The sequence below is a fragment of the Bacillus sp. 165 genome (genome assembly GCF_017742235.1).
Lineage (GTDB): Bacteria > Bacillota > Bacilli > Bacillales > Bacillaceae_G > JAGHKQ01.
On record NZ_JAGHKQ010000006.1, the window covers coordinates 153,266 to 171,745 of the forward strand.

At 38.7% G+C, this 18,480-nt stretch carries 23 protein-coding genes; 7 read left to right on the forward strand and 16 right to left on the reverse strand.

Features of this window, described 5'->3' with window-relative positions; translation table 11 throughout:
* Positions 1-54: 54 nt before the first annotated feature.
* Positions 55-243: a DUF5325 family protein gene (locus tag J7Q84_RS11450; protein WP_209094691.1), complete on the forward strand. Its 189-nt coding sequence runs from the start codon at positions 55-57 to the stop codon at positions 241-243.
* Positions 244-327: 84 nt separating this feature from the next.
* Here J7Q84_RS11450 and J7Q84_RS11455 read toward each other — a convergent pair whose 3' ends face one another.
* On the reverse strand, positions 328-1,122 hold the full coding sequence (locus tag J7Q84_RS11455) for an inositol monophosphatase family protein (RefSeq protein ID WP_209094692.1): 795 nt from the start codon (positions 1,120-1,122) through the stop codon (positions 328-330).
* Positions 1,123-1,227: 105 nt separating this feature from the next.
* Positions 1,228-1,416, reverse strand: coding sequence for a hypothetical protein (locus J7Q84_RS11460; protein ID WP_209094693.1), 189 nt, complete (start codon positions 1,414-1,416; stop codon positions 1,228-1,230).
* Between the two features lie 188 nt (positions 1,417-1,604).
* Here J7Q84_RS11460 and J7Q84_RS11465 point away from each other — a divergent pair, with 188 nt between their 5' ends.
* Positions 1,605-2,234, forward strand: coding sequence for a YktB family protein (locus J7Q84_RS11465; protein ID WP_209094694.1), 630 nt, complete (start codon positions 1,605-1,607; stop codon positions 2,232-2,234).
* A gap of 83 nt (positions 2,235-2,317) precedes the next feature.
* Here the strand turns inward: J7Q84_RS11465 and J7Q84_RS11470 are convergent, their stop codons facing one another.
* The gene (locus J7Q84_RS11470) at positions 2,318-2,587 is read right to left on the reverse strand and encodes a UPF0223 family protein (protein WP_209094786.1); all 270 of its coding nucleotides are present in this window, start codon (positions 2,585-2,587) and stop codon (positions 2,318-2,320) included.
* Positions 2,588-2,597: 10 nt separating this feature from the next.
* Positions 2,598-3,557 (reverse strand): NAD(P)H-dependent flavin oxidoreductase, encoded by a 960-nt coding sequence (locus tag J7Q84_RS11475; protein WP_209094787.1) that lies wholly within the window; start codon positions 3,555-3,557, stop codon positions 2,598-2,600.
* A gap of 343 nt (positions 3,558-3,900) precedes the next feature.
* Here J7Q84_RS11475 and J7Q84_RS11480 point away from each other — a divergent pair, with 343 nt between their 5' ends.
* Together J7Q84_RS11480 and J7Q84_RS11485 are read left to right on the forward strand one after the other, a co-directional pair.
* Positions 3,901-5,373 (forward strand): aminotransferase class I/II-fold pyridoxal phosphate-dependent enzyme, encoded by a 1,473-nt coding sequence (locus J7Q84_RS11480; protein WP_209094695.1) that lies wholly within the window; start codon positions 3,901-3,903, stop codon positions 5,371-5,373.
* Between the two features lie 122 nt (positions 5,374-5,495).
* Positions 5,496-6,326, forward strand: a complete 831-nt coding sequence (locus tag J7Q84_RS11485; protein WP_209094696.1) for a protein-glutamine gamma-glutamyltransferase — start codon at positions 5,496-5,498, stop codon at positions 6,324-6,326.
* 36 nt (positions 6,327-6,362) lie between these two features.
* On the opposite strand, the gene J7Q84_RS11490 is transcribed toward J7Q84_RS11485, so the two are convergent.
* A complete protein-coding gene (locus J7Q84_RS11490; protein ID WP_209094697.1) occupies positions 6,363-6,497 on the reverse strand; it encodes a GapA-binding peptide SR1P in 135 nt (44 codons plus the stop codon).
* A 317-nt stretch (positions 6,498-6,814) separates the two neighbouring features.
* On the reverse strand, positions 6,815-7,111 hold the full coding sequence (locus tag J7Q84_RS11495; protein WP_209094788.1) for a DUF3055 domain-containing protein: 297 nt from the start codon (positions 7,109-7,111) through the stop codon (positions 6,815-6,817).
* A 146-nt stretch (positions 7,112-7,257) separates the two neighbouring features.
* On the opposite strand from J7Q84_RS11495, the gene J7Q84_RS11500 reads away from it, so the two are divergent.
* The gene (locus tag J7Q84_RS11500; RefSeq protein WP_209094698.1) at positions 7,258-7,665 is read left to right on the forward strand and encodes a DUF1885 family protein; all 408 of its coding nucleotides are present in this window, start codon (positions 7,258-7,260) and stop codon (positions 7,663-7,665) included.
* Here the strand turns inward: J7Q84_RS11500 and J7Q84_RS11505 are convergent.
* From J7Q84_RS11505 to J7Q84_RS11530, 6 genes are all read right to left on the reverse strand, one after another.
* Positions 7,662-7,916, reverse strand: coding sequence for a hypothetical protein (locus J7Q84_RS11505; RefSeq protein WP_209094699.1), 255 nt, complete (start codon positions 7,914-7,916; stop codon positions 7,662-7,664). The two genes, J7Q84_RS11500 and J7Q84_RS11505, sit on opposite strands and share 4 nt — an antisense overlap.
* A 181-nt stretch (positions 7,917-8,097) precedes the next feature.
* A complete protein-coding gene (gene lpdA, locus J7Q84_RS11510; RefSeq protein WP_209094700.1) occupies positions 8,098-9,510 on the reverse strand; it encodes a dihydrolipoyl dehydrogenase in 1,413 nt (470 codons plus the stop codon).
* A gap of 3 nt (positions 9,511-9,513) precedes the next feature.
* Positions 9,514-10,809, reverse strand: coding sequence for a dihydrolipoamide acetyltransferase family protein (locus J7Q84_RS11515; protein ID WP_209094701.1), 1,296 nt, complete (start codon positions 10,807-10,809; stop codon positions 9,514-9,516).
* 78 nt (positions 10,810-10,887) lie between these two features.
* Positions 10,888-11,865: an alpha-ketoacid dehydrogenase subunit beta gene (locus J7Q84_RS11520; protein ID WP_209094702.1), complete on the reverse strand. Its 978-nt coding sequence runs from the start codon at positions 11,863-11,865 to the stop codon at positions 10,888-10,890.
* A gap of 3 nt (positions 11,866-11,868) precedes the next feature.
* Positions 11,869-12,984, reverse strand: a complete 1,116-nt coding sequence (pdhA, locus tag J7Q84_RS11525; RefSeq protein WP_209094703.1) for a pyruvate dehydrogenase (acetyl-transferring) E1 component subunit alpha — start codon at positions 12,982-12,984, stop codon at positions 11,869-11,871.
* A gap of 467 nt (positions 12,985-13,451) precedes the next feature.
* Positions 13,452-14,105 (reverse strand): YkyA family protein, encoded by a 654-nt coding sequence (locus J7Q84_RS11530; RefSeq protein WP_209094704.1) that lies wholly within the window; start codon positions 14,103-14,105, stop codon positions 13,452-13,454.
* Between the two features lie 161 nt (positions 14,106-14,266).
* On the opposite strand from J7Q84_RS11530, the gene J7Q84_RS11535 reads away from it, so the two are divergent.
* Together J7Q84_RS11535 and def are read left to right on the forward strand one after the other, a co-directional pair.
* Positions 14,267-14,419, forward strand: coding sequence for a YjcZ family sporulation protein (locus J7Q84_RS11535; RefSeq protein WP_209094705.1), 153 nt, complete (start codon positions 14,267-14,269; stop codon positions 14,417-14,419).
* Positions 14,420-14,587: 168 nt separating this feature from the next.
* Positions 14,588-15,142: a peptide deformylase gene (def, locus tag J7Q84_RS11540; RefSeq protein ID WP_209094706.1), complete on the forward strand. Its 555-nt coding sequence runs from the start codon at positions 14,588-14,590 to the stop codon at positions 15,140-15,142.
* Positions 15,143-15,155: 13 nt separating this feature from the next.
* Here the strand turns inward: def and J7Q84_RS11545 are convergent, their stop codons facing one another.
* The 4 genes from J7Q84_RS11545 to J7Q84_RS11560 all read right to left on the reverse strand — a co-directional run bounded on the left by J7Q84_RS11545 (position 15,156) and on the right by J7Q84_RS11560 (position 18,471).
* Complete coding sequence (locus J7Q84_RS11545) at positions 15,156-15,308, reverse strand: FeoB-associated Cys-rich membrane protein (protein WP_209094707.1); 153 nt, start codon at positions 15,306-15,308, stop codon at positions 15,156-15,158.
* A gap of 15 nt (positions 15,309-15,323) precedes the next feature.
* Positions 15,324-17,327, reverse strand: a complete 2,004-nt coding sequence (gene feoB, locus J7Q84_RS11550) for a ferrous iron transport protein B (protein ID WP_209094708.1) — start codon at positions 17,325-17,327, stop codon at positions 15,324-15,326.
* Positions 17,327-17,605: a FeoA family protein gene (locus tag J7Q84_RS11555; protein WP_247739209.1), complete on the reverse strand. Its 279-nt coding sequence runs from the start codon at positions 17,603-17,605 to the stop codon at positions 17,327-17,329. Before J7Q84_RS11555 ends, feoB begins: the two co-directional genes overlap by 1 nt.
* 92 nt (positions 17,606-17,697) lie before the next feature.
* Positions 17,698-18,471, reverse strand: coding sequence for a Cof-type HAD-IIB family hydrolase (locus tag J7Q84_RS11560; RefSeq protein WP_209094709.1), 774 nt, complete (start codon positions 18,469-18,471; stop codon positions 17,698-17,700).
* Between the last annotated feature and the right edge of the window lie 9 nt (positions 18,472-18,480).

An 18,480-nucleotide genomic window follows, 5' to 3' on the forward strand; every position in this document is an offset into this window, starting at 1 on the left:
TCATTGCGCTTTTGTTTCTAAGTACGGTAAAATGTTCATGTGGAGGGTCGAAAAATGGAGAATATTCAGTATCGTTTTTTAGTAATTGCTATGATTGGTGTTTTATTTATGATTTTAATTGGTATTATGATTGCAGAAAAAAGTACAATCGGAGTTCTCTTAGCTATAGCAGGCACACTCGCGACTATTGGATATGGATTTATGACGAAGCGAAAACTAAAAAATTCTCAAAAAACACAATAGTCTTAAATAAGCTGCTGTCACAAAATAGCACTATTTCATACCGTATTTCAAAAACAAAAATCACTCATAAACTGAGTGATTTTTTTATGAAACATAATGCTTCAAAATTTCTTCATACACATGAGGCCGTGCTACAAGCACACTGCTTTTTTCTATTATATTCAACATTTTCCCTTCAAATGTGCTTGCAATCCCCCCCACTTCTTCCACAATCACTGCTCCGCCACCAAAGTCCCAAGGAGATAACCTCGGACTCACATAAGCATCCACTCGACCAGTCGCAACATATACAAATTCTAATGCTGCACATCCATAAGAACGTGTTCCCCTTGCACACTTTACAAGCTCAGCCATTTTGACGTGGTTTAAATAGGAGTTTGGAGTCAGCCAGGTCGCATTCACACAAACAACGCCTTTTGCAACGGTACTCGGTTGAAGAACTGGTATCTGTACCTCATTACAAAATGCCCCTTCTCCCTTTACTGCATGATACAATTCATTATGTACAGGATCGTATACTAATCCAACCTTTCCCACTCCGTTATGATAAATACCGATAGATACCGCAAAATTGCGTTGTTGATGCACAAAATTCATAGTACCGTCAATAGGATCAATTAGCCAGATTGTTCCTTGCGAAGAGATAAGCGTATCACCGTAACCTTCTTCACCTAAAATATAATGGTCAGGATATTCTGCTTGAATTTTTTTAATAAAGAATTGCTCCACTTGCCTGTCCATATGCGTTACAAGATCAGAGGCATTTGATTTTGTCTCGATGACAAGTTCCTGTGTGAAGGAGGACAGGATGAGAGCCCCTGCTTCTTTAATCCATTCTTTTGCTTTTTTTTCAATTTCGCGCCAGTTTTGTTGTACCATTTGCAAACACTCCGTATAAAAAATTCTATGCATTTAACGTTCACAGAAAAAACGAACCTCATACATAGGTTCGCACCAAAATAGGTATTCGTTCATAACATATTATTACGCTTCTAGGCGGATCATTTCAAGTCGAAGTAGTTCCAATTTCTTTTTGCTTTCATCTTTTTTGTTTTCATCATTTTCCATCATCGCATCGTACAGTGTTGCTAATTCATAATCCAACTCTAAACGCAACACTGGAATTCTTTTTTCAGCGTCTGTTCTTTTTAGCGCGTTAATCACTTGTCTCATGATATTTGCCTCCTCCCATTTTTTTATATTGCCATCGACTTTCATTTGACTAAATTTTCTGATTTTTTATATCATATTATGTGGGATAAATCCTCTATGCAACAAATTTGTATTTTTACCTATATTTTTTTTCGAATCGGACAGGCTGTGTTAAAATAGGGTGTAAATGGCTTTTTTGGAGGATGAAAATGAAATCTTTATCTTTTGAACGACAAGACTTTCAAGTGTTTGAAATTAATGGGCTGGATGAAAGGATGAATCAAATAAAAGAGCATATTCGTCCGAAACTCGAGGCACTTGGACTTTATTTCGCCCCATTTTTTACTGAAGCATTAGGTGAAGATGTTTTTCCACATGTCGCTAAACATGCGAGACGTAGTGTCAATCCCCCTAATGATACGTGGGTAGCTTTCGCAACTAATAAACGAGGATATAAAATGCTGCCGCATTTTCAAATTGGTCTATGGAACAGTCACATTTTTATCTATTTCGGTCTAATTTATGAATGCCCTCAAAAATCAGAATACGCAAGAGCATTTTCTTTTCATTTAGATTCTATAAAACAATGCATTCCCCCCCACTTTGTTTGGTCTGTTGATCACACAAAGCCAACGGCTAAAACACAAAATACTCTTTCTGCAGAAGAACTTGACGAAATGTTCAATAGACTTGCCACAGTCAAGAAAGCTGAACTACTTTGTGGAATTCACTTACGAAAAGAAGATGCAGTTAATCTAAACGACGAGCAGTTTGTAAATCTTGTAAAGGAAACGTTTCATACATTAATTCCCCTATACAAGCTAACCGCTTCTGTTTAGGTAGAAAAAACGGACAATAATTATTGTCCGTTTTTGCGTTGTCGTTCTATTATATCATATGCTGATTAGTTGTCAAAATATTTTTACATTTTAATAATTTTTTCAATTTCTTTTGTTTTTGCTTTTTGTACAGCACGATATAAAGAATATCCTGTAATTTCTTCAAATGCCGCATCAATCTTCTTTTCTTCCGCTTTACTTGGTACAATTTCCTTAAAACGGCGGTATGCATCCATCAATTGCAAACGGCTGATACCTTGTTCATATGCTTGTTCCACACTTTCATAAAATTTGATGACATCAACAATTTCCTTTGTTGACCAATGATAATCAAGAGGATACTGATAATCCATCATTATCACCTCACTTACTGTATCTTGTTCGAATTTCTTCTGCTTCTTTAATCATGCGCGCAAACAACTCTTGCACTGTCGGGATGTCTTTAATTCTCCCCATTACTTGTCCGGCCCATGCAAAACCTTCCATTTCGTTTCCTTCATATATGTATTTGCGATTTGCAGTTCCGCTTATGTATTCCTTTAAGCCTTCATAGCCAACTTCTTGTTCCTCTAACGCTAATATTTTTTCTGTCCATGAATTATGAATCACGCGTGCAGGGGCACCAATACTCCTTTTTATGACTACTGTATCATTTTCTGAACCATTTACCAATGCATCCTTATAGATTTTATGAGCATGAATACACTCTTGCGTCGCAATAAAGCGTGTACCCATCTCAATGCCTTCCGCTCCTAAACTAAGGGCAGCCATTAAACCACGTCCGTCTCCAATCCCTCCTGATGCGATAACAGGGATCGATACTGCATCAACTACTTGTGGAACGAGGACCATAGTACCCGTATCATTTTTCCCAAGATGTCCTCCTCCCTCTTGTCCCACAACCATTACAGCATCCGCACCAAGCTCCTCTGCTTTTTCTGCTTGCCGTTTTGCAGCAACAAGAACAAGTTTTTTCACATTTACACCTTCTAAGCGTTGAAAAATGGGGGTTGGATTACCTCCAGTCATTGTGATAACTGGAACCTCTTGTTCCACTGCCACTTCCAGCATATGTTCAAATGCTCTGCCATGCTGCCCGATGGCAAAATTGACACCAAACGGTTTATCTGTCAGACCTCTCAATTTAGTGATTTCACTTCGTAATTCATCTGGTGTTTGCAAGCTCATAGCTGTAATTTGCCCTAAACCTCCTGCATTACTCACTGCACTTGCCAAATCTGCGTATGCTAAATACGCCAAACCACCTTGTATAATAGGATATTTGATGCCGAGCATCTCAGTTATTCTTGTGTTCCAATTCACCTTCGTCATCTCTCCTTTCTCCGACTATTTCGAGGTTTTTTGAGGTTATCCTTCTTAACTATAAGAAACGAAACAATTTCTTGCAATTTTTATATACTTCTTCTTCAACAGGTGATATAATTCTTTTGTTTTGTAACAATGAAAACCGCTGGAGCACATCTTGTTATATACGGATTAGCCTTAGCGCTACTTACATTTGACTGAAAGAGTATAGCATAATTTTAAAATTTTTATACTTTCTTACCTTTTTAAAGGGAATGCTCTAACAGTAGAGAGATTTCACTGACAAACGAGAACAATACGTTCCAGTATAAAAAAACGATATATAAAGGAGTGTGTTAGATTGTCCCAACATGAAACACCATTGTTCACTGCATTAGTCGAACACAGCAAAAAAAATCCCGTACAGTTCCATATTCCAGGACATAAAAAAGGACAAGGAATGGATCCAGAGTTCCGGGAGTTCATTGGACACAACGCATTATCAATTGATTTGATTAATATTGCTCCACTGGATGACCTTCATCACCCAAAAGGTATGATTCAAAAAGCTCAGCAATTAGCGGCTGAAGCATTCGGTGCGGATCATACGTTCTTTTCTGTTCAAGGAACAAGCGGAGCAATCATGACAATGGTAATGAGCGTATGCGGACCTGGGGAAAAAATTTTAGTACCGAGAAATGTTCATAAATCTGTTATGTCGGCCATTATTTTTTCAGGTGCAATGCCAATCTTCATTCATCCAGAAATAGACCCTGTACTTGGTATTTCTCATGGTATTACCATTCCATCTGTGAAAAAAGCATTAGAAGAGCACCCAGATGCAAAAGGATTGCTTGTAATCAATCCAACATATTTCGGATTTGCTGCTGATTTAAAAAGCCTAGTTGAATTGGCGCACTCTTATGATGTACCTGTATTAGTGGACGAAGCCCATGGTGTTCATATTCACTTTCATGAGGATTTACCTCTCTCGGCTATGCAAGCTGGAGCTGATATGGCAGCGACAAGTGTGCATAAATTAGGAGGTTCATTAACACAAAGCTCTATTTTAAATGTGAAAGAAGGACGTGTATCAGTAAAGCGGGTGCAAGCAATCATCAGCATGCTCACAACAACTTCAACTTCCTATATCTTGCTCGCTTCATTAGATACAGCCCGCAAACGCCTAGCGACAGAAGGGCGCCAATTAATTAATGAAACAATTCGCTTAGCAGACAATGTACGTCAACAAGTAAACCAAATTGAGCATTTGTATTGTCCTGGAGAAGAATTATTAGGAACAGATGCCAAATTTGATTATGATCCTACCAAGCTCATCATCTCTATTAAAGAGTTAGGTATTACCGGTCATGACGCTGAGCTTTGGCTAAGAGAAAATTACAATATCGAAGTAGAAATGTCTGATCTATATAATATTCTTTGCTTAATTACTTTGGGTGACAGAGAAGAGGAAACTTCCATTCTTGTAAAAGCCCTCAAACATTTATCTGAGGAATACAGCCATAAAGCTGATAATAATGCCCACATGAACGTGCATGTGCCAGATATTCCTATCTTAGCCCTTTCACCACGCGATGCTTTTTATTCAGAAACAGAAATCGTACCTGTAGAAAAGGCTGCTGGTCGTGTTATTGCTGAATTTGTAATGGTATACCCACCAGGCATTCCGATTTTCACACCTGGTGAAATTATTACACAAGAGAATCTCGATTATGTAAAACAAAACCTAGAAGCAGGCCTCCCTGTGCAAGGACCAGAGGATGCTGAATTACGCACATTGCGTGTTATTAAAGAATATAAACCTATCGCATAGCGGTAGGTTTTTTTGCACGATTTTTTTCCTCCTTCATACCATATAAGGAGTTTACATCCCAAAATGGCTTGCGCATCCAGCGCTGAAAAGCCTCACTTTATATGTATTGGTGTGATTAGTGTATGATTATTATCGGCCGTTCAATTGTACATCCCTATTTAACAAATGATTCCGATACTTATTTCCATACGAAAGAGCAAATATTAAGCACTATGACAAGCAATCAAGAAGTATATACTTATCAGTCTATCGATCAGCTTGCTTTTGATTTAAACGTAAGGGCAGCTTTAGTTCTTGCATGCATCGATCTGTATAACAGCGGCATACAGTTCCGAACCTTCAAATATTCATTCTGCAACGAAAAATATTGGCAGTTAACTAAGCATGGAGGATTTCAGCTTAAACCTGGGAAAAAAGCAGCACAAGCCATTCTTGATATTTTTAAAAATGGAGCAAAGTACGGCACAGAATGCGCAACAGCCATGATTGTCCTTCTGTATAGAGCGCTTTTGGATGTGTACAGTGAAGAAACCTTCAACTTGTTATTTTCGAATTTGTTGCTTTATACATGGGATTATGACAAGGATTTAAAGCTCATAACAAAAACAGAAGGGCAAATTATCCCCGGTGATTTATCATATTTCAAAAATCCACAAGTCAATCCTGATACAATGGAATGGCAAGGAGAAAATGTAGTATATACAGGTGATGATTTGTATTACGGACATGGCGTGGGAATCAAAACAGAAAAACAAATTATTGAAAATTTAAATTTACGTCGTATTCCATTCGCTTTTTTGTCTGCTTATTTGACTAACATTATTACCCGTATCGACTATCGTCTGATGAATCAATATACTTCTCCATCCAAAATCAAAACAAAAATTGCAATTCGTCCTATTCGTGACGATGCTGTTATCGCAACTGCTGGAAATACGACTGTCGTATTTTAACTTACAGCAAAAACAAAAAGCCTGCATATGCAGGCTTTATTTATGCGCTTTCATGTTTTCTTGAGATTTAGAACCACAATTCGTACAACATTGACCATATAAAACTGTTACTTTTTCGTCCTCGAAATGAGCAATTGTTTCATTACAAGTTTGACATACGATCGTTCCCATATTCGAATCCCCCAATTTGTTCGTTTATTTTGTAACCGCTTTACTTCCTACTACTATATTAATATGCTATACTTTTTAAGTCAATACCAAATTAGTATAACATATTAAAAATTTTTTTATTTAATTATGTACCATTTGATTTATATGTGTCATCAAATGACCCTCGTGGACAAAAAAAGTCCCTTCTATTCTATTTGGAGTACCAAAAATCACTCTCCCTCGGGCTCAGCCTTTTTAAAGCCAGAGAGATCATAAGGTTGCTTACTAATCGATTGATATATTTCCATAGAAAAAGCTGCTGTGTACAGCAGCTTTTTCTATCCATCATATTGTTCTCCCACTAAGACATCTGGAATATAAAATCGTAAAAACTCTGCAAGCTCAGCAGCTTCTTCATATGTTTGAATATGGAAGATCTGCTGCAGGTGTGCTATATTTCCAATATCATCATGACCAAGAAGTGCCGATCGGGATGTTTGCATACAAACAACAAGTGATTTCCCAAAAAACATACTCGTATATACAATACCAAAGTCATAACGAATATCATTTGTAGTAAACCCTATAAACCGCACTTTCACATTTTCATATTCGTCATATAATTTTTCAAATATACGTCCCCCCTCCCTTCTTATGTTATAAAAGTGGAATGAGTATTATTTATATGATTTAAACAAAAGAAAAATAACCGCATAATTGTCAAAAAATTTAAAAGAATGTTAAAATAGAGATACGACAGCGTTTAAACAGGGGGATTAGGATGAATCAAGATGCTTTTATTAAATTAGTACCCAATTCTGCGAAACAAACCATTACACTGCAGGATGTGAAAACATTATTCTCATATTATAAAGAAATCACTTTTCAAACCGGACAGCAACTAGGCTGGAATTACGGAGATTCTGCCTTTCCTTACAAAATGATTGATACCTCTGAATCCACTTTACAGTTAAAATCAGATCATGATCGTTATCATACGATTTTCGTCGGAGTAGGAACAGAACAGGCAAAAGAGGAGGAGCAGCACTTTATTCAAATCACTCTTCCTGCAACTGCAACATTTGGGGATAAGGGTAAAGCAAATGAATTATGCAGATTTCTTGCAAAAAAACTAAATGGAGAGCTGCATTTATTCAACGGTCGCATCATGTATTTTTACAAACGTTAAGACATAATGACAATAATAAGGGTTACAATTCCTGTCAAAGCAAAAAACAACAAGGCGCTGAACAACGTAAATAATAAGGAAGCACGTCTTGTTTCAAAGAAAAAGTTTGCCACAATGTAAGATAAATACACGAATACAAAAAATAAAATGACTTTGGAGTGCAGTTTATCACGTTGGGAGAAAAACAGCACCAATGAAAAGCCTAGCCAAATGAAGCTGTGGAATGTCGATGCAAGGACTGTCTTTTTCATATATCTGAACTCCTTTTACAGGAATGCTTGTACTTTTTCACTTGAAAGGTTTGTATAATATATGAGAAAGGATAGAGGAATAGAAGAAAATAGTGTATAGATAGTATTGCCTTTCCATACAAAAAGCACTCTACAAAAGTAGAGTGCTTTTTTATCGTAGTTAATAAGGTATCCGCTTGTCTTATTTTACAATATGAATTGGCATACCTAGAGCAACCTCTGCCGCTTCCATTGTAATTTCACCTAATGTTGGATGAGCATGAATTGTATGAGCGATATCTTCAGCAGTCATACCAGCTTCAATTGCTAAGCCTAACTCAGAAATGATATCAGATGCTCCTGCACCTGCTACTTGCGCTCCAATCAGCAAGCCGTCCTCTTTACGAGTAACAATTTGTACGAATCCTTCTGTGCTGTTAAGAGACAATGCACGTCCGTTTGCCCCGAATGGGAACTTAGATACAACTACTTGCACGCCTTCTTCATCAGCCTGTTTCTTTGTATATCCTACAGAAGCTAATTCTGGATCAGTGAAGCATACTGCAGGAATTGCCAAATAGTCGATTTCTGCAGGGTGGCCGCTAATCGCTTCTGCTGCAATTTTACCTTCATAAGAAGCCTTATGAGCTAATGGCGGGCCTTCTACAATATCACCGATTGCATAAATATTAGAAGCACTTGTACGGCATTGCTTATCAATTTTCACTAAACCACGTTCCGTTAGTTCTACGCCAGCTTGCTCTAAACCAATCTCTTGCGTATTTGGACGGCGACCAACTGTGACCAACACATAGTCAGCATCAATAGATTTCATTTCGCCATTTGCTTCGAAATGAACTGTCACGCCATCTTCACGTTCTTCAACGTCTTTACCGAATGCTTTTGTGAAAATTTCTACGTTTCCTTTTTTCTTTAAGCCACGCTTTACAATGGAGCTCATAGATTTTTCAAAACCAGCTAAAATTTCGTCCCCAGCTTCTAAAATTGTGATTTCAGTACCGAAATTCGCATATGCAGTTCCTAATTCCATACCGATATAACCGCCGCCAATTACTACCAGCTTCTTAGGAATTTCCGGTAAGCTTAATGCACCTGTAGAGTCAATAACACGCTGAGAAAACTTGAATCCTGGAATTTGAATTGGTGTAGAACCAGTTGCCAGAATCGCGTTTTTAAATGTGTAAGTTTGTGCTGAGTCTTCAGTCATTACACGCAGTGTGTTTGCATCATTAAAGTAAGCTTCTCCTCTAATGATTTCTACTTTATTTCCCTTTAGCAAACCTTCCACACCGCCGGTTAATTTTTTAACCACACTGTTTTTCCAAGCTTGTACTTTAGAGAAATCCACTGTCACATTCTCAGCTGAAATACCCATATCAGTTGAATGTAACGCTGTTTCATAACGATGTCCTGCAGCGATTAATGCCTTAGAAGGAATACATCCTACGTTCAAGCATACCCCGCCAAGGTTCGCCTTTTCAATAATGGCTACTTTTTGGCCTAATTGCGCAGCACGGATGGCTGCTACATATCCTCCTGGGCCTGCACCAACAACGACTGTATCTAATTCGATTGCAAAATCTCCTACTACCATGAATTACGCCTCCATTACTAATAATTGCGGATCATTCAATAAACGCTTAATTTGGTTTAATGCATTTTGAGCAGTTGCACCGTCAATTATACGATGGTCGAAGCTTAAAGACAATGCTAATACTGGTGCAATTACAATTTCACCATTTTTCACTACTGGCTTTTCAGCAATACGACCGATACCAAGAATCGCAACTTCTGGATGGTTGATAACCGGAGTGAACCATTGACCACCTGCAGATCCGATATTAGTAATTGTGCAAGAAGCACCTTTCATTTCAGCTGGAGCTAGTCTGCCTTCACGTGCTTTTGCTGCAAGCTCATTAATTTCTTGAGAAATAGAGAAAATTGACTTACGGTCTGTATCTTTTACAACTGGTACTAAAAGACCTTTGTCAGTATCTGCTGCAATACCGATGTTATAGTAATGCTTGTGAACGATTTCTTGTGATGCATCGTCCATAGAAGTATTTAAAATTGGATATTGGCGTAGTGCAGAAGTTAATGCCTTTACTACATACGGCAAATACGTTAATTTAATACCCTTTTGCACTGCTACTTCTTTGAATTTCTTACGATGCGCAACCAAATCTGTTACATCTACTTCGTCCATTAATGTAACATGAGGTGCAGTATGCTTAGAATTTACCATTGCTTTTGCGATTGCTTTGCGGATTCCGCTCATCTTCTCGCGAGTTTCTGGGTATTCTCCTACAGGAATTGGCTGAGCTGTTGGAGCTGGTGCTGCTTCTGCAGTTGGTGCTGCTTGAGCTACAGGAGCTGCTGGTGCTTCTGCTTTCACAACTGCTGCTTCTCCGCCTTTCAAGAATGTGTCGATATCACTCTTAAGAACGCGTCCATTTTTACCTGTACCTGGTACTTGACGGATGTTCACACCTTGTCTGCGAGCATAGTTACGAACAGATGGCATTGCAATAACACGTGCACTTTCCTCTACAGCTACCGCTGCTGGTGCTGCTTCTGCCACTGATGCTTCCTCTTGTGCTGTTTCCGCTTGTGGAGCATCCTCTTCTTGGCCCTTGAACTTCAAGTTCTCATATCCTGGAGCGTCAAATTTAACAAGCACGTCTCCTACTACTGCCACTGTTCCTTCCTGAACTAAAATGTCCAATACTTTTCCTTTTACCGGAGAAGGAATTTCTACCACTGCTTTATCGTTCTGTACTTCTAACAGTACATCATCTTCGCCTACTTCGTCGCCAGGTTTCACGAACCACTTTACAATTTCACCTTCATGAATACCTTCACCAATATCTGGTAATCTGAACTCAAATGCCACGGTTTTCATCCCCTTGTAAGTTGTTGGTTAATAAAATAGTGTGAAAGAAATCAGAGCAACTGATTTCTTTCACATGAATTAGAAGCTCATTACTTTTTGAACAGCTTCTACGATGTCTTTATGGTTTGGTAACCAAACGCTCTCAGCTTGAGAGAATGGGAATACAGTATCCGCTGCCGCAACACGAACAACAGGAGCCTCTAAGCTCAAGATTGCACGATCATTGATTTCTGCTACTACATTCGCAGCGATACCTGCTTGTTTTTGTGCTTCCTGTACAACGACAACGCGTCCTGTTTTTTCCACAGAAGCAATAATTGTTTCAATATCTAACGGCTGCACTGTACGAAGGTCTACTACTTCTACAGATACTCCTTCTTTTTCAAGCTCTTCTGCAGCTTTTAATGCCGCGTGAACCATTGCACCGTAGCTAATGATAGAAACATCCTTACCTTCACGTTTCACTTCAGCTTTTCCGATTTCAATTGTATACTCTCCTTCCGGAACTTCTTGACGGAAAGAGCGGTATAATTTCATATGCTCTAAATAAATAACTGGGTCGTTGTCACGAATTGCTGAGATTAAAAGCCCTTTTGCATCATACGGAGTAGAAGGAATAACTACTTTTAATCCTGGCTGTTGCGCTACTAAACCTTCTAAGCTGTCTGCATGTAATTCTGGAGTATGCACGCCTCCTCCAAACGGAGAACGAACTGTAATTGGCGCATTCCAACGGCCACCAGAACGGTAACGCATACGAGCCATTTGTCCAGAAATAGAATCCATTACTTCATAGACAAAGCCGAAGAATTGAACTTCAGGTACAGGACGGAAGCCTTCTAACGCTAAACCGATCGCAAGACCTCCAATACCAGATTCTGCAAGTGGTGTGTCAAATACACGTTGTTCACCGAATTCAGCTTGCAATCCCTCTGTTGCACGGAATACGCCGCCGTTTACACCCACGTCTTCTCCAAACAGGACTACGTTCGGATCATTTTTTAATTCGACGCGTAACGCATCGGTGATTGCTTGAATCATTGTCATTTGCGCCATGGCTTACTTCGACTCCTTCTCTTTGTAAATTTCAAATTGCTCTTTTAAGTTGTAAGGCATTTCTTCGTACATGATATTCATCAAGTCTGTTACCTTTTGCTTAGGTGCTTGGTCTGCTTTTGCAATTGCTTCTTTAATATCTTCTTTTGCTTGCTCGATTGTTTTTTCTTCTTCTTCTTGCGACCACAAGCCTTTTGCTTCTAAAAACTTACGGAATCGAACGATTGGATCTTTCTTTTCCCATTCATTTTCTACATCTTTTGTACGATAACGAGTCGGGTCATCGCCGGCCATTGTATGCGGGCCATATCGGAATGTTAAAGTTTCAATTAAAGTTGGACCTTCTCCATTTACTGCACGCTCACGTGCTTCTTTTACAGCTGCATAAACTGCTAATGGATCCATACCATCTACTTGAATTCCTGGGATACCAACAGCTACTGCTTTTTGTGCGATTGTTCTCGCTGCAGATTGCTTTTCAACTGGAGTAGAAATAGCAAAGCGGTTGTTTTGGACAATGAAAATCGCCGGAGCTTGGAATGCACCAGCAAAGTTCATGCCTTCATAAAAATCACCTTGAGATGCTCCTCCGTCACCAGTATACGTTACTGCTACAGCTTTTTTGCCGCGAAGCTTCATGCCTAATGCCACACCTGCTGTTTGGATAATTTGAGCACCGATAATGATTTGTGGTGGAAGCGCATTTACACCTTCAGGCATTTGGTTGCCCATGAAATGACCACGGGAGAATAAGAATGCTTGATATAACGGCAAACCATGCCAAATCATTTGTGGAACATCACGGTAGCCCGGTAAGATGAAATCTTCAGCTTCAAGAGCAAAATGACTCGCAATTTGAGAAGCCTCTTGACCTGCAGTGGGCGCGTAGAAACCTAATCGACCTTGACGGTTCAATGAGATGGAGCGCTGATCTAATACACGAGTATAAACCATACGACGCATTAATTCTTTTAATTGCTCATCTGTCAATTCAGGCATTGCTGCTTCATTAACAACTTGACCTTCTTCATTTAAAATTTGGAATGTTTGGAATGTTTCTTCGATCGCTTTCATTTGCTGATCTACATCAATTAGGGACTTTTTCATTTTAGTACTCATTCCGTTCACCTCTGCCTCTCTATATAATTGGACATCACATTTTCAAATAAACTACATGTAAAAAATGTGTAAGTATATGAACCGACTGTAACTGTAGCCGGTTTGTAAAGGTGTTACCTTCTAGAAACTGTACTAATTTTTTCACTAAAACAATTAATACAACATTTAAGTACGTTTTCTAGTTTACAACAATGCGATTCCTCACGTCAATGACTTTGATTCCAATTTTCTATAATATAAATCTTATTTTATAATGGATAATATTCCTATAAATAACACGCTGTATCAGTAATCAAAATCACTCTGTTATATTATCCCCCTCCCTTTTGTTTTATTATTTTAAAATAACATATGAATACTTCCTGCTATTCTCCTCTTTGCTCATCATTTCATTAAAGAGAAGAGTATACGTGTTATAAACTATTTCATCCATTGCAAATAAATACTATTTTTCGACAACATTTTCTTTATTCTGCTATGGCACGTTCCACTTTTATTTTCAAACCACTCTCCTTATAAAACCTCTCTTTGGCATCGTTATATTGTTCAGTATGCACATTAAATACTTGATTTAACTTTAAAACTTTTACATAGGTTTCATTTATTTCATTGATTTTACGCTCCACTTCCTTCAGTTCAAAGATATCCTTCTCTAACAGCTTATACAGCTCTCGATCCTTTTGTAATGCAGTTGTATATTGTCCATATAAAATGTCATAAATATCGTATCTTTTCTGCATTATAGCTATCACCTGAGCTGATTTTATTTTTAATGATTCTTCCTTTACTTTTCTCATTAGCGGCTTTACTTTTTCGAATTCTTGTTTAGAAGTAAGCAAACTGTTTCGTTCTTTCTTCAAATGCTCCTCACGAGTATCCAGCATAGATTGGGCCTTTGCGGAGAGTTCCTTCCGTTTTTCCGTTTCACCCATCCCTAATGAAATAATTTGATGGTATACCTCTTTTTCTTCTTGCTCCAGTTTTACTAATGGCTGTTGCTCACGTTCAAAGGTACGTTCGAGTGAAGCCACTTTTTCCAGTTTATTATAAATCCCATCTTCAGCAGAAACACCGCAAGAACAAAGCAACAATACCCAGACAACTAGACAAATACTTCGCATTTGATCCTCCTGATTGATTGTTTAATTTATCTTTTCGCTGCATCTTGTAAAATTATTCAGTTGATTTTACCGGTATAGGCAAATAACCATACAATTTTTTGTTCATTTTCATAGGTTATACTAACCGCACTTTTAGCGGAAATGAAAAGGAGGTAAAACTCATGTACGGATATACTACTTGCTATACAGCACCGACTTGCGCAGCTCCAGCATACGGATACGGCGGTGGCGGCTACGGGCGTGGCGGCTTCGCTTTAATCGTTGTATTGTTCATCCTTTTAATTATCGTTGGTGCATCTTTCGTTCGTTATTAATGTAATATGAAAAAACTATGAGAAATGAGCACGGATATCTTCCGTGCTTCTTCTTTTTTATTTCGTAATTATCACGTTCTTTTCTTAACAGCTGCTGAAGCGCATTATTTCACTTCGACTTTTTTTACAAGCTTTGGTAGACTAATATGTAAGAAAGGAGAGAAGAAGATGTTAACAATGAAAGATATTATTCGCGAAGGACATCCCGTATTGCGGGAGGTTGCAAAAGAAGTGCCCCTTCCTCCAAGTGAAGAAGATATACATACACTGAAAAGCATGATTGAATTTGTCATTAACAGCCAAAATCCTGAGCTTGCTGCGCATTACCAGCTGCGCCCTGGCATCGGACTAGCAGCTCCTCAAATCGGGATTTCCAAACGCATGATTGCCGTACATGTGACAGACCATGATGATAAGCTTTACAGCTACGCCCTCTTCAATCCAAAGATTATAAGTCATTCCGTTGAAAGAACTTATTTAACATCTGGTGAAGGATGCCTATCTGTAGACAGATCTGTCCCTGGCTATGTGCCTCGCTATGCACGCATTACAGTTAAAGCCACATCTATCAACGGAGAAGAGCTGAAGCTTCGTTTAAAAGGGCTTCCAGCAATTGTATTCCAGCACGAAATCGACCATTTAAACGGTATAATGTTCTACGATCATATTAATCAAACCAATCCTCTGGCAATTCCAGAAAATGCTATGCCGTTTGAGAGATAACAAAAAAGCGATGTCACACGACATCGCTTTTTGCTTCACAACTTCCCGCACATGATGTGTTAAGGGAACATGCTGCACATTTTCCTTTTTTGCTTTTCTTAACAAACTTGACTAAAGAGTAGCCTGCATAGCTAAAAATAAGCGCACCGATTAGGATATTAACCATATTCCACCCTACTTTCTATTGGAATCCCAATAGCTTTCCTACTTGATAAATAAGAATGCTCAATCCATAGGCAAGGATAAGTGCATAACCGACAGAAAAGAATGTCCACTTTTTAGAACCTGTTTCTTTTTGAATTACTGCAACTGTCGCCAAGCATGGGATGTATAACAGCATGAAGACTAAAAAGCTGTAGGCGCCAAGTGGCGTAAAATAATGTCCCATTAACCCTTGTAATTTATCAATATCTGGCGTTTTATAAATAATGCTCATCGTAGATACAACCACTTCTTTGGCTAAAAACCCCGTAAGAAGGGCCACTCCTGCTTGCCATGTTCCAAATCCTAACGGTATTAAAAGCGGAGCAATTATGCCACCAATTAAGGCTAAAAAACTGTCTTCCATCTCCACGTTCAAGCCGCCAGGTCCTGCATAGGACAAAAACCAAATAAGAACAGAGCCCCCAAAAATAAACGTACCTGCTTTTTTCACGAACCCTTTTCCTTTATCCCAGGTACTGCGAAGCAATGTCTTCCACTGCGGCATGCGATACGGCGGCAATTCAATAACAAAATAGGATGCCTCGTTGCGTAGCAACGTCGATGAAAAGATTTTTGCCAGCAATAATGCCATCACAACCCCAAGTACATATAAGGATAGTACAATTAGCGCCTGATGTTCTTTAAAAAAAGCAGCTACAAACAAACTATAGACGCTAAGGCGTGCTGAACAAGACATTAGCGGCGTTAACACAATCGTCAGCAAACGCTCCTTAGGTTGTTCAATGGTACGTGCCGCCATTACTCCTGGTACGTTACATCCGAACCCAATAATCATCGGAATAAACGCTTTTCCATTTAACCCCACTTTTTCCATTAACCGATCCATTACCGTGGCAACACGCGCCATATAACCAGAATCTTCAAGCAAGGAAATAAAGAAGAACAGCAGGAAAATTTGCGGCACAAACACCAGCACGCCTCCGACACCCGCAATAATTCCATCCAATATTACCGCTTCGATAAACGTATTTGCTCCGATTGTCTCAAGCAGGGCCTTTACCCCATCTGAAAGCGAACCTGCTATAAATCCGTCCAGCATATCAGAAAGAGGTGTACCTACCCAATCAAATGTTATCTTAAATAAAAGAAACATACATATTAAGAAAATAGGAATACCCAATGCTTTATGAGTTACAATCTGGTCTATTTTCTCAGTGAGGGTTGTCCTTTGCCTCTGTTCTTTCGTGACACACCCTGCTAAAATTCCTTGAATGTATGAAAGACGTTTTTGATAAATAAACTGTTTTAGGGACTTAGCTGGTTGCTGTGCCCGTATCATTTCTTCTGTTTCTGCAATTATAGTACGCCAAGCTGCTGGTGGAGCTATTCTTTCCCATTCTTGCAGCACCATCTCATTTCCTTCAAGCGCTTGAATTGCATACCACCTTTTTGAACCTTGTATTCCTTCCGGCAGCAAAGAAGCTAAACGATGGATGCCTTGTTCAACAATCGTACCATATGGTATCAGTAATGACGGATGTTGTTTAGCCTCCGGCAATACCTCAAGCAACGTATTAACACCAAGTTCTTTACGCGCTACAATTGGATACACCGGTACACCAAGCTCTTTTTCTAGCTTTCGATAATCGACTTCTATACCACGTACCTTAGCAACATCTATCATGTTCAAGCCAATAATCATAGGCTTGCCGTACTCAAGTAATTGAATTGTCAAATGAAGATTACGTTCCAATTGTGATGCATCTATAATATTTAAAATAGAAGAAAACTTCTCTGCTAACAAAAAGTTTGTTGCAACTCGTTCATCTTTTGATAGAGGCTGTAAAGAATACACTCCTGGTAAATCAATGAGTATCCCTTCCCGCTTTCGCAGCTTCCCTACCTTTTTTTCAACTGTTACACCGCTCCAGTTTCCTACATATTCATATGAGCCCGTCAATGAATTAAACAATGATGTTTTCCCTGTATTTGGATTCCCAAATAAACCAATTTGCTGCATTACACTTCCTCCACAACAATGCAATTTGCTTCATTGCGGCGCAAGCTGATGCACTGACCACATACTTCAATCATGCATGGTCCTTGAAATGGAAGCAACTGTTTCAGACACACTTTAGTCCCTTCATCTATGCCAAAATCTAGTAATCTTCGTTGTATAGCAGGACTGACTGAAGACAAGTCAGTAATAGTAACCTCTTCTCCCTTTTTTATCTCCGTTAATACCATAACGCTTCCCCCATTAATCATATGAGAATGACTTTCATTTTCTATTTTCATTATACCTGCTTTTCATACATAAGAAAATACAATCCTAAAAAGATCTTAATAGTTCTTGAGAAGACGTAAAAAACTCTCGCTGCACGAGAGTTTTATAATAGTTTTGCCCACTGTAAACCGTGAAGGATTCCATCATCTGCAACATCCTTCGTTACATATTTCCCTAGCTTCTTTAAATCTTCATGGCCATTTCCCATCACAATACCTGTACCAACAGTTTGGATCATTTCCATATCATTTAATCCATCGCCAAATGCATATACTTGGTCATGCTTGAAGCCAAGACGCTCAATAAATTTCTCTATCCCGTTCGCTTTAGACCCTCCCTTTGGGATAATATCCATGGAATAATTATGCCAGCGGATAAAATGAAAGTCAGGATACTCATGAATAAATTGTTCTTCTTTTCCTGCTTCACAAAATAAAAGGGCTTGGTATATATCTCGATCTTTGTAAAAATCCGGCTTTAAAGGCGGATGCGACATATGGAGACTTCCCATGCTTTCGGTTATAAACAAATGGTTTTCCACTGTTGCTGTCATCTCTTTTTCATCGAGATATACAAGCGGAATGTTTGTTTCTGCTGCAAAATCCGTGAAGTGCTGAAGCAAATGTGGCTGTAACGGGTTTTTATAAATCTCTTCTTCTTCAAAAACTACGTACTGACCGTTAAAGCTTACATAATTATGGATATTTAATTCCTTACGTACATCTTCAAACATAAACGGTGCTCTGCCGGTAGCGATAGCGACATGAATCCCGCTTTCCTGCAGCTTTCTTACAGCTTCTTTTGTAGACGCTGGAATTTTCTTATCATGATCAAGCAACGTCCCGTCAATATCAAAAAACACTATTTTATCGTTCATATAAACAAT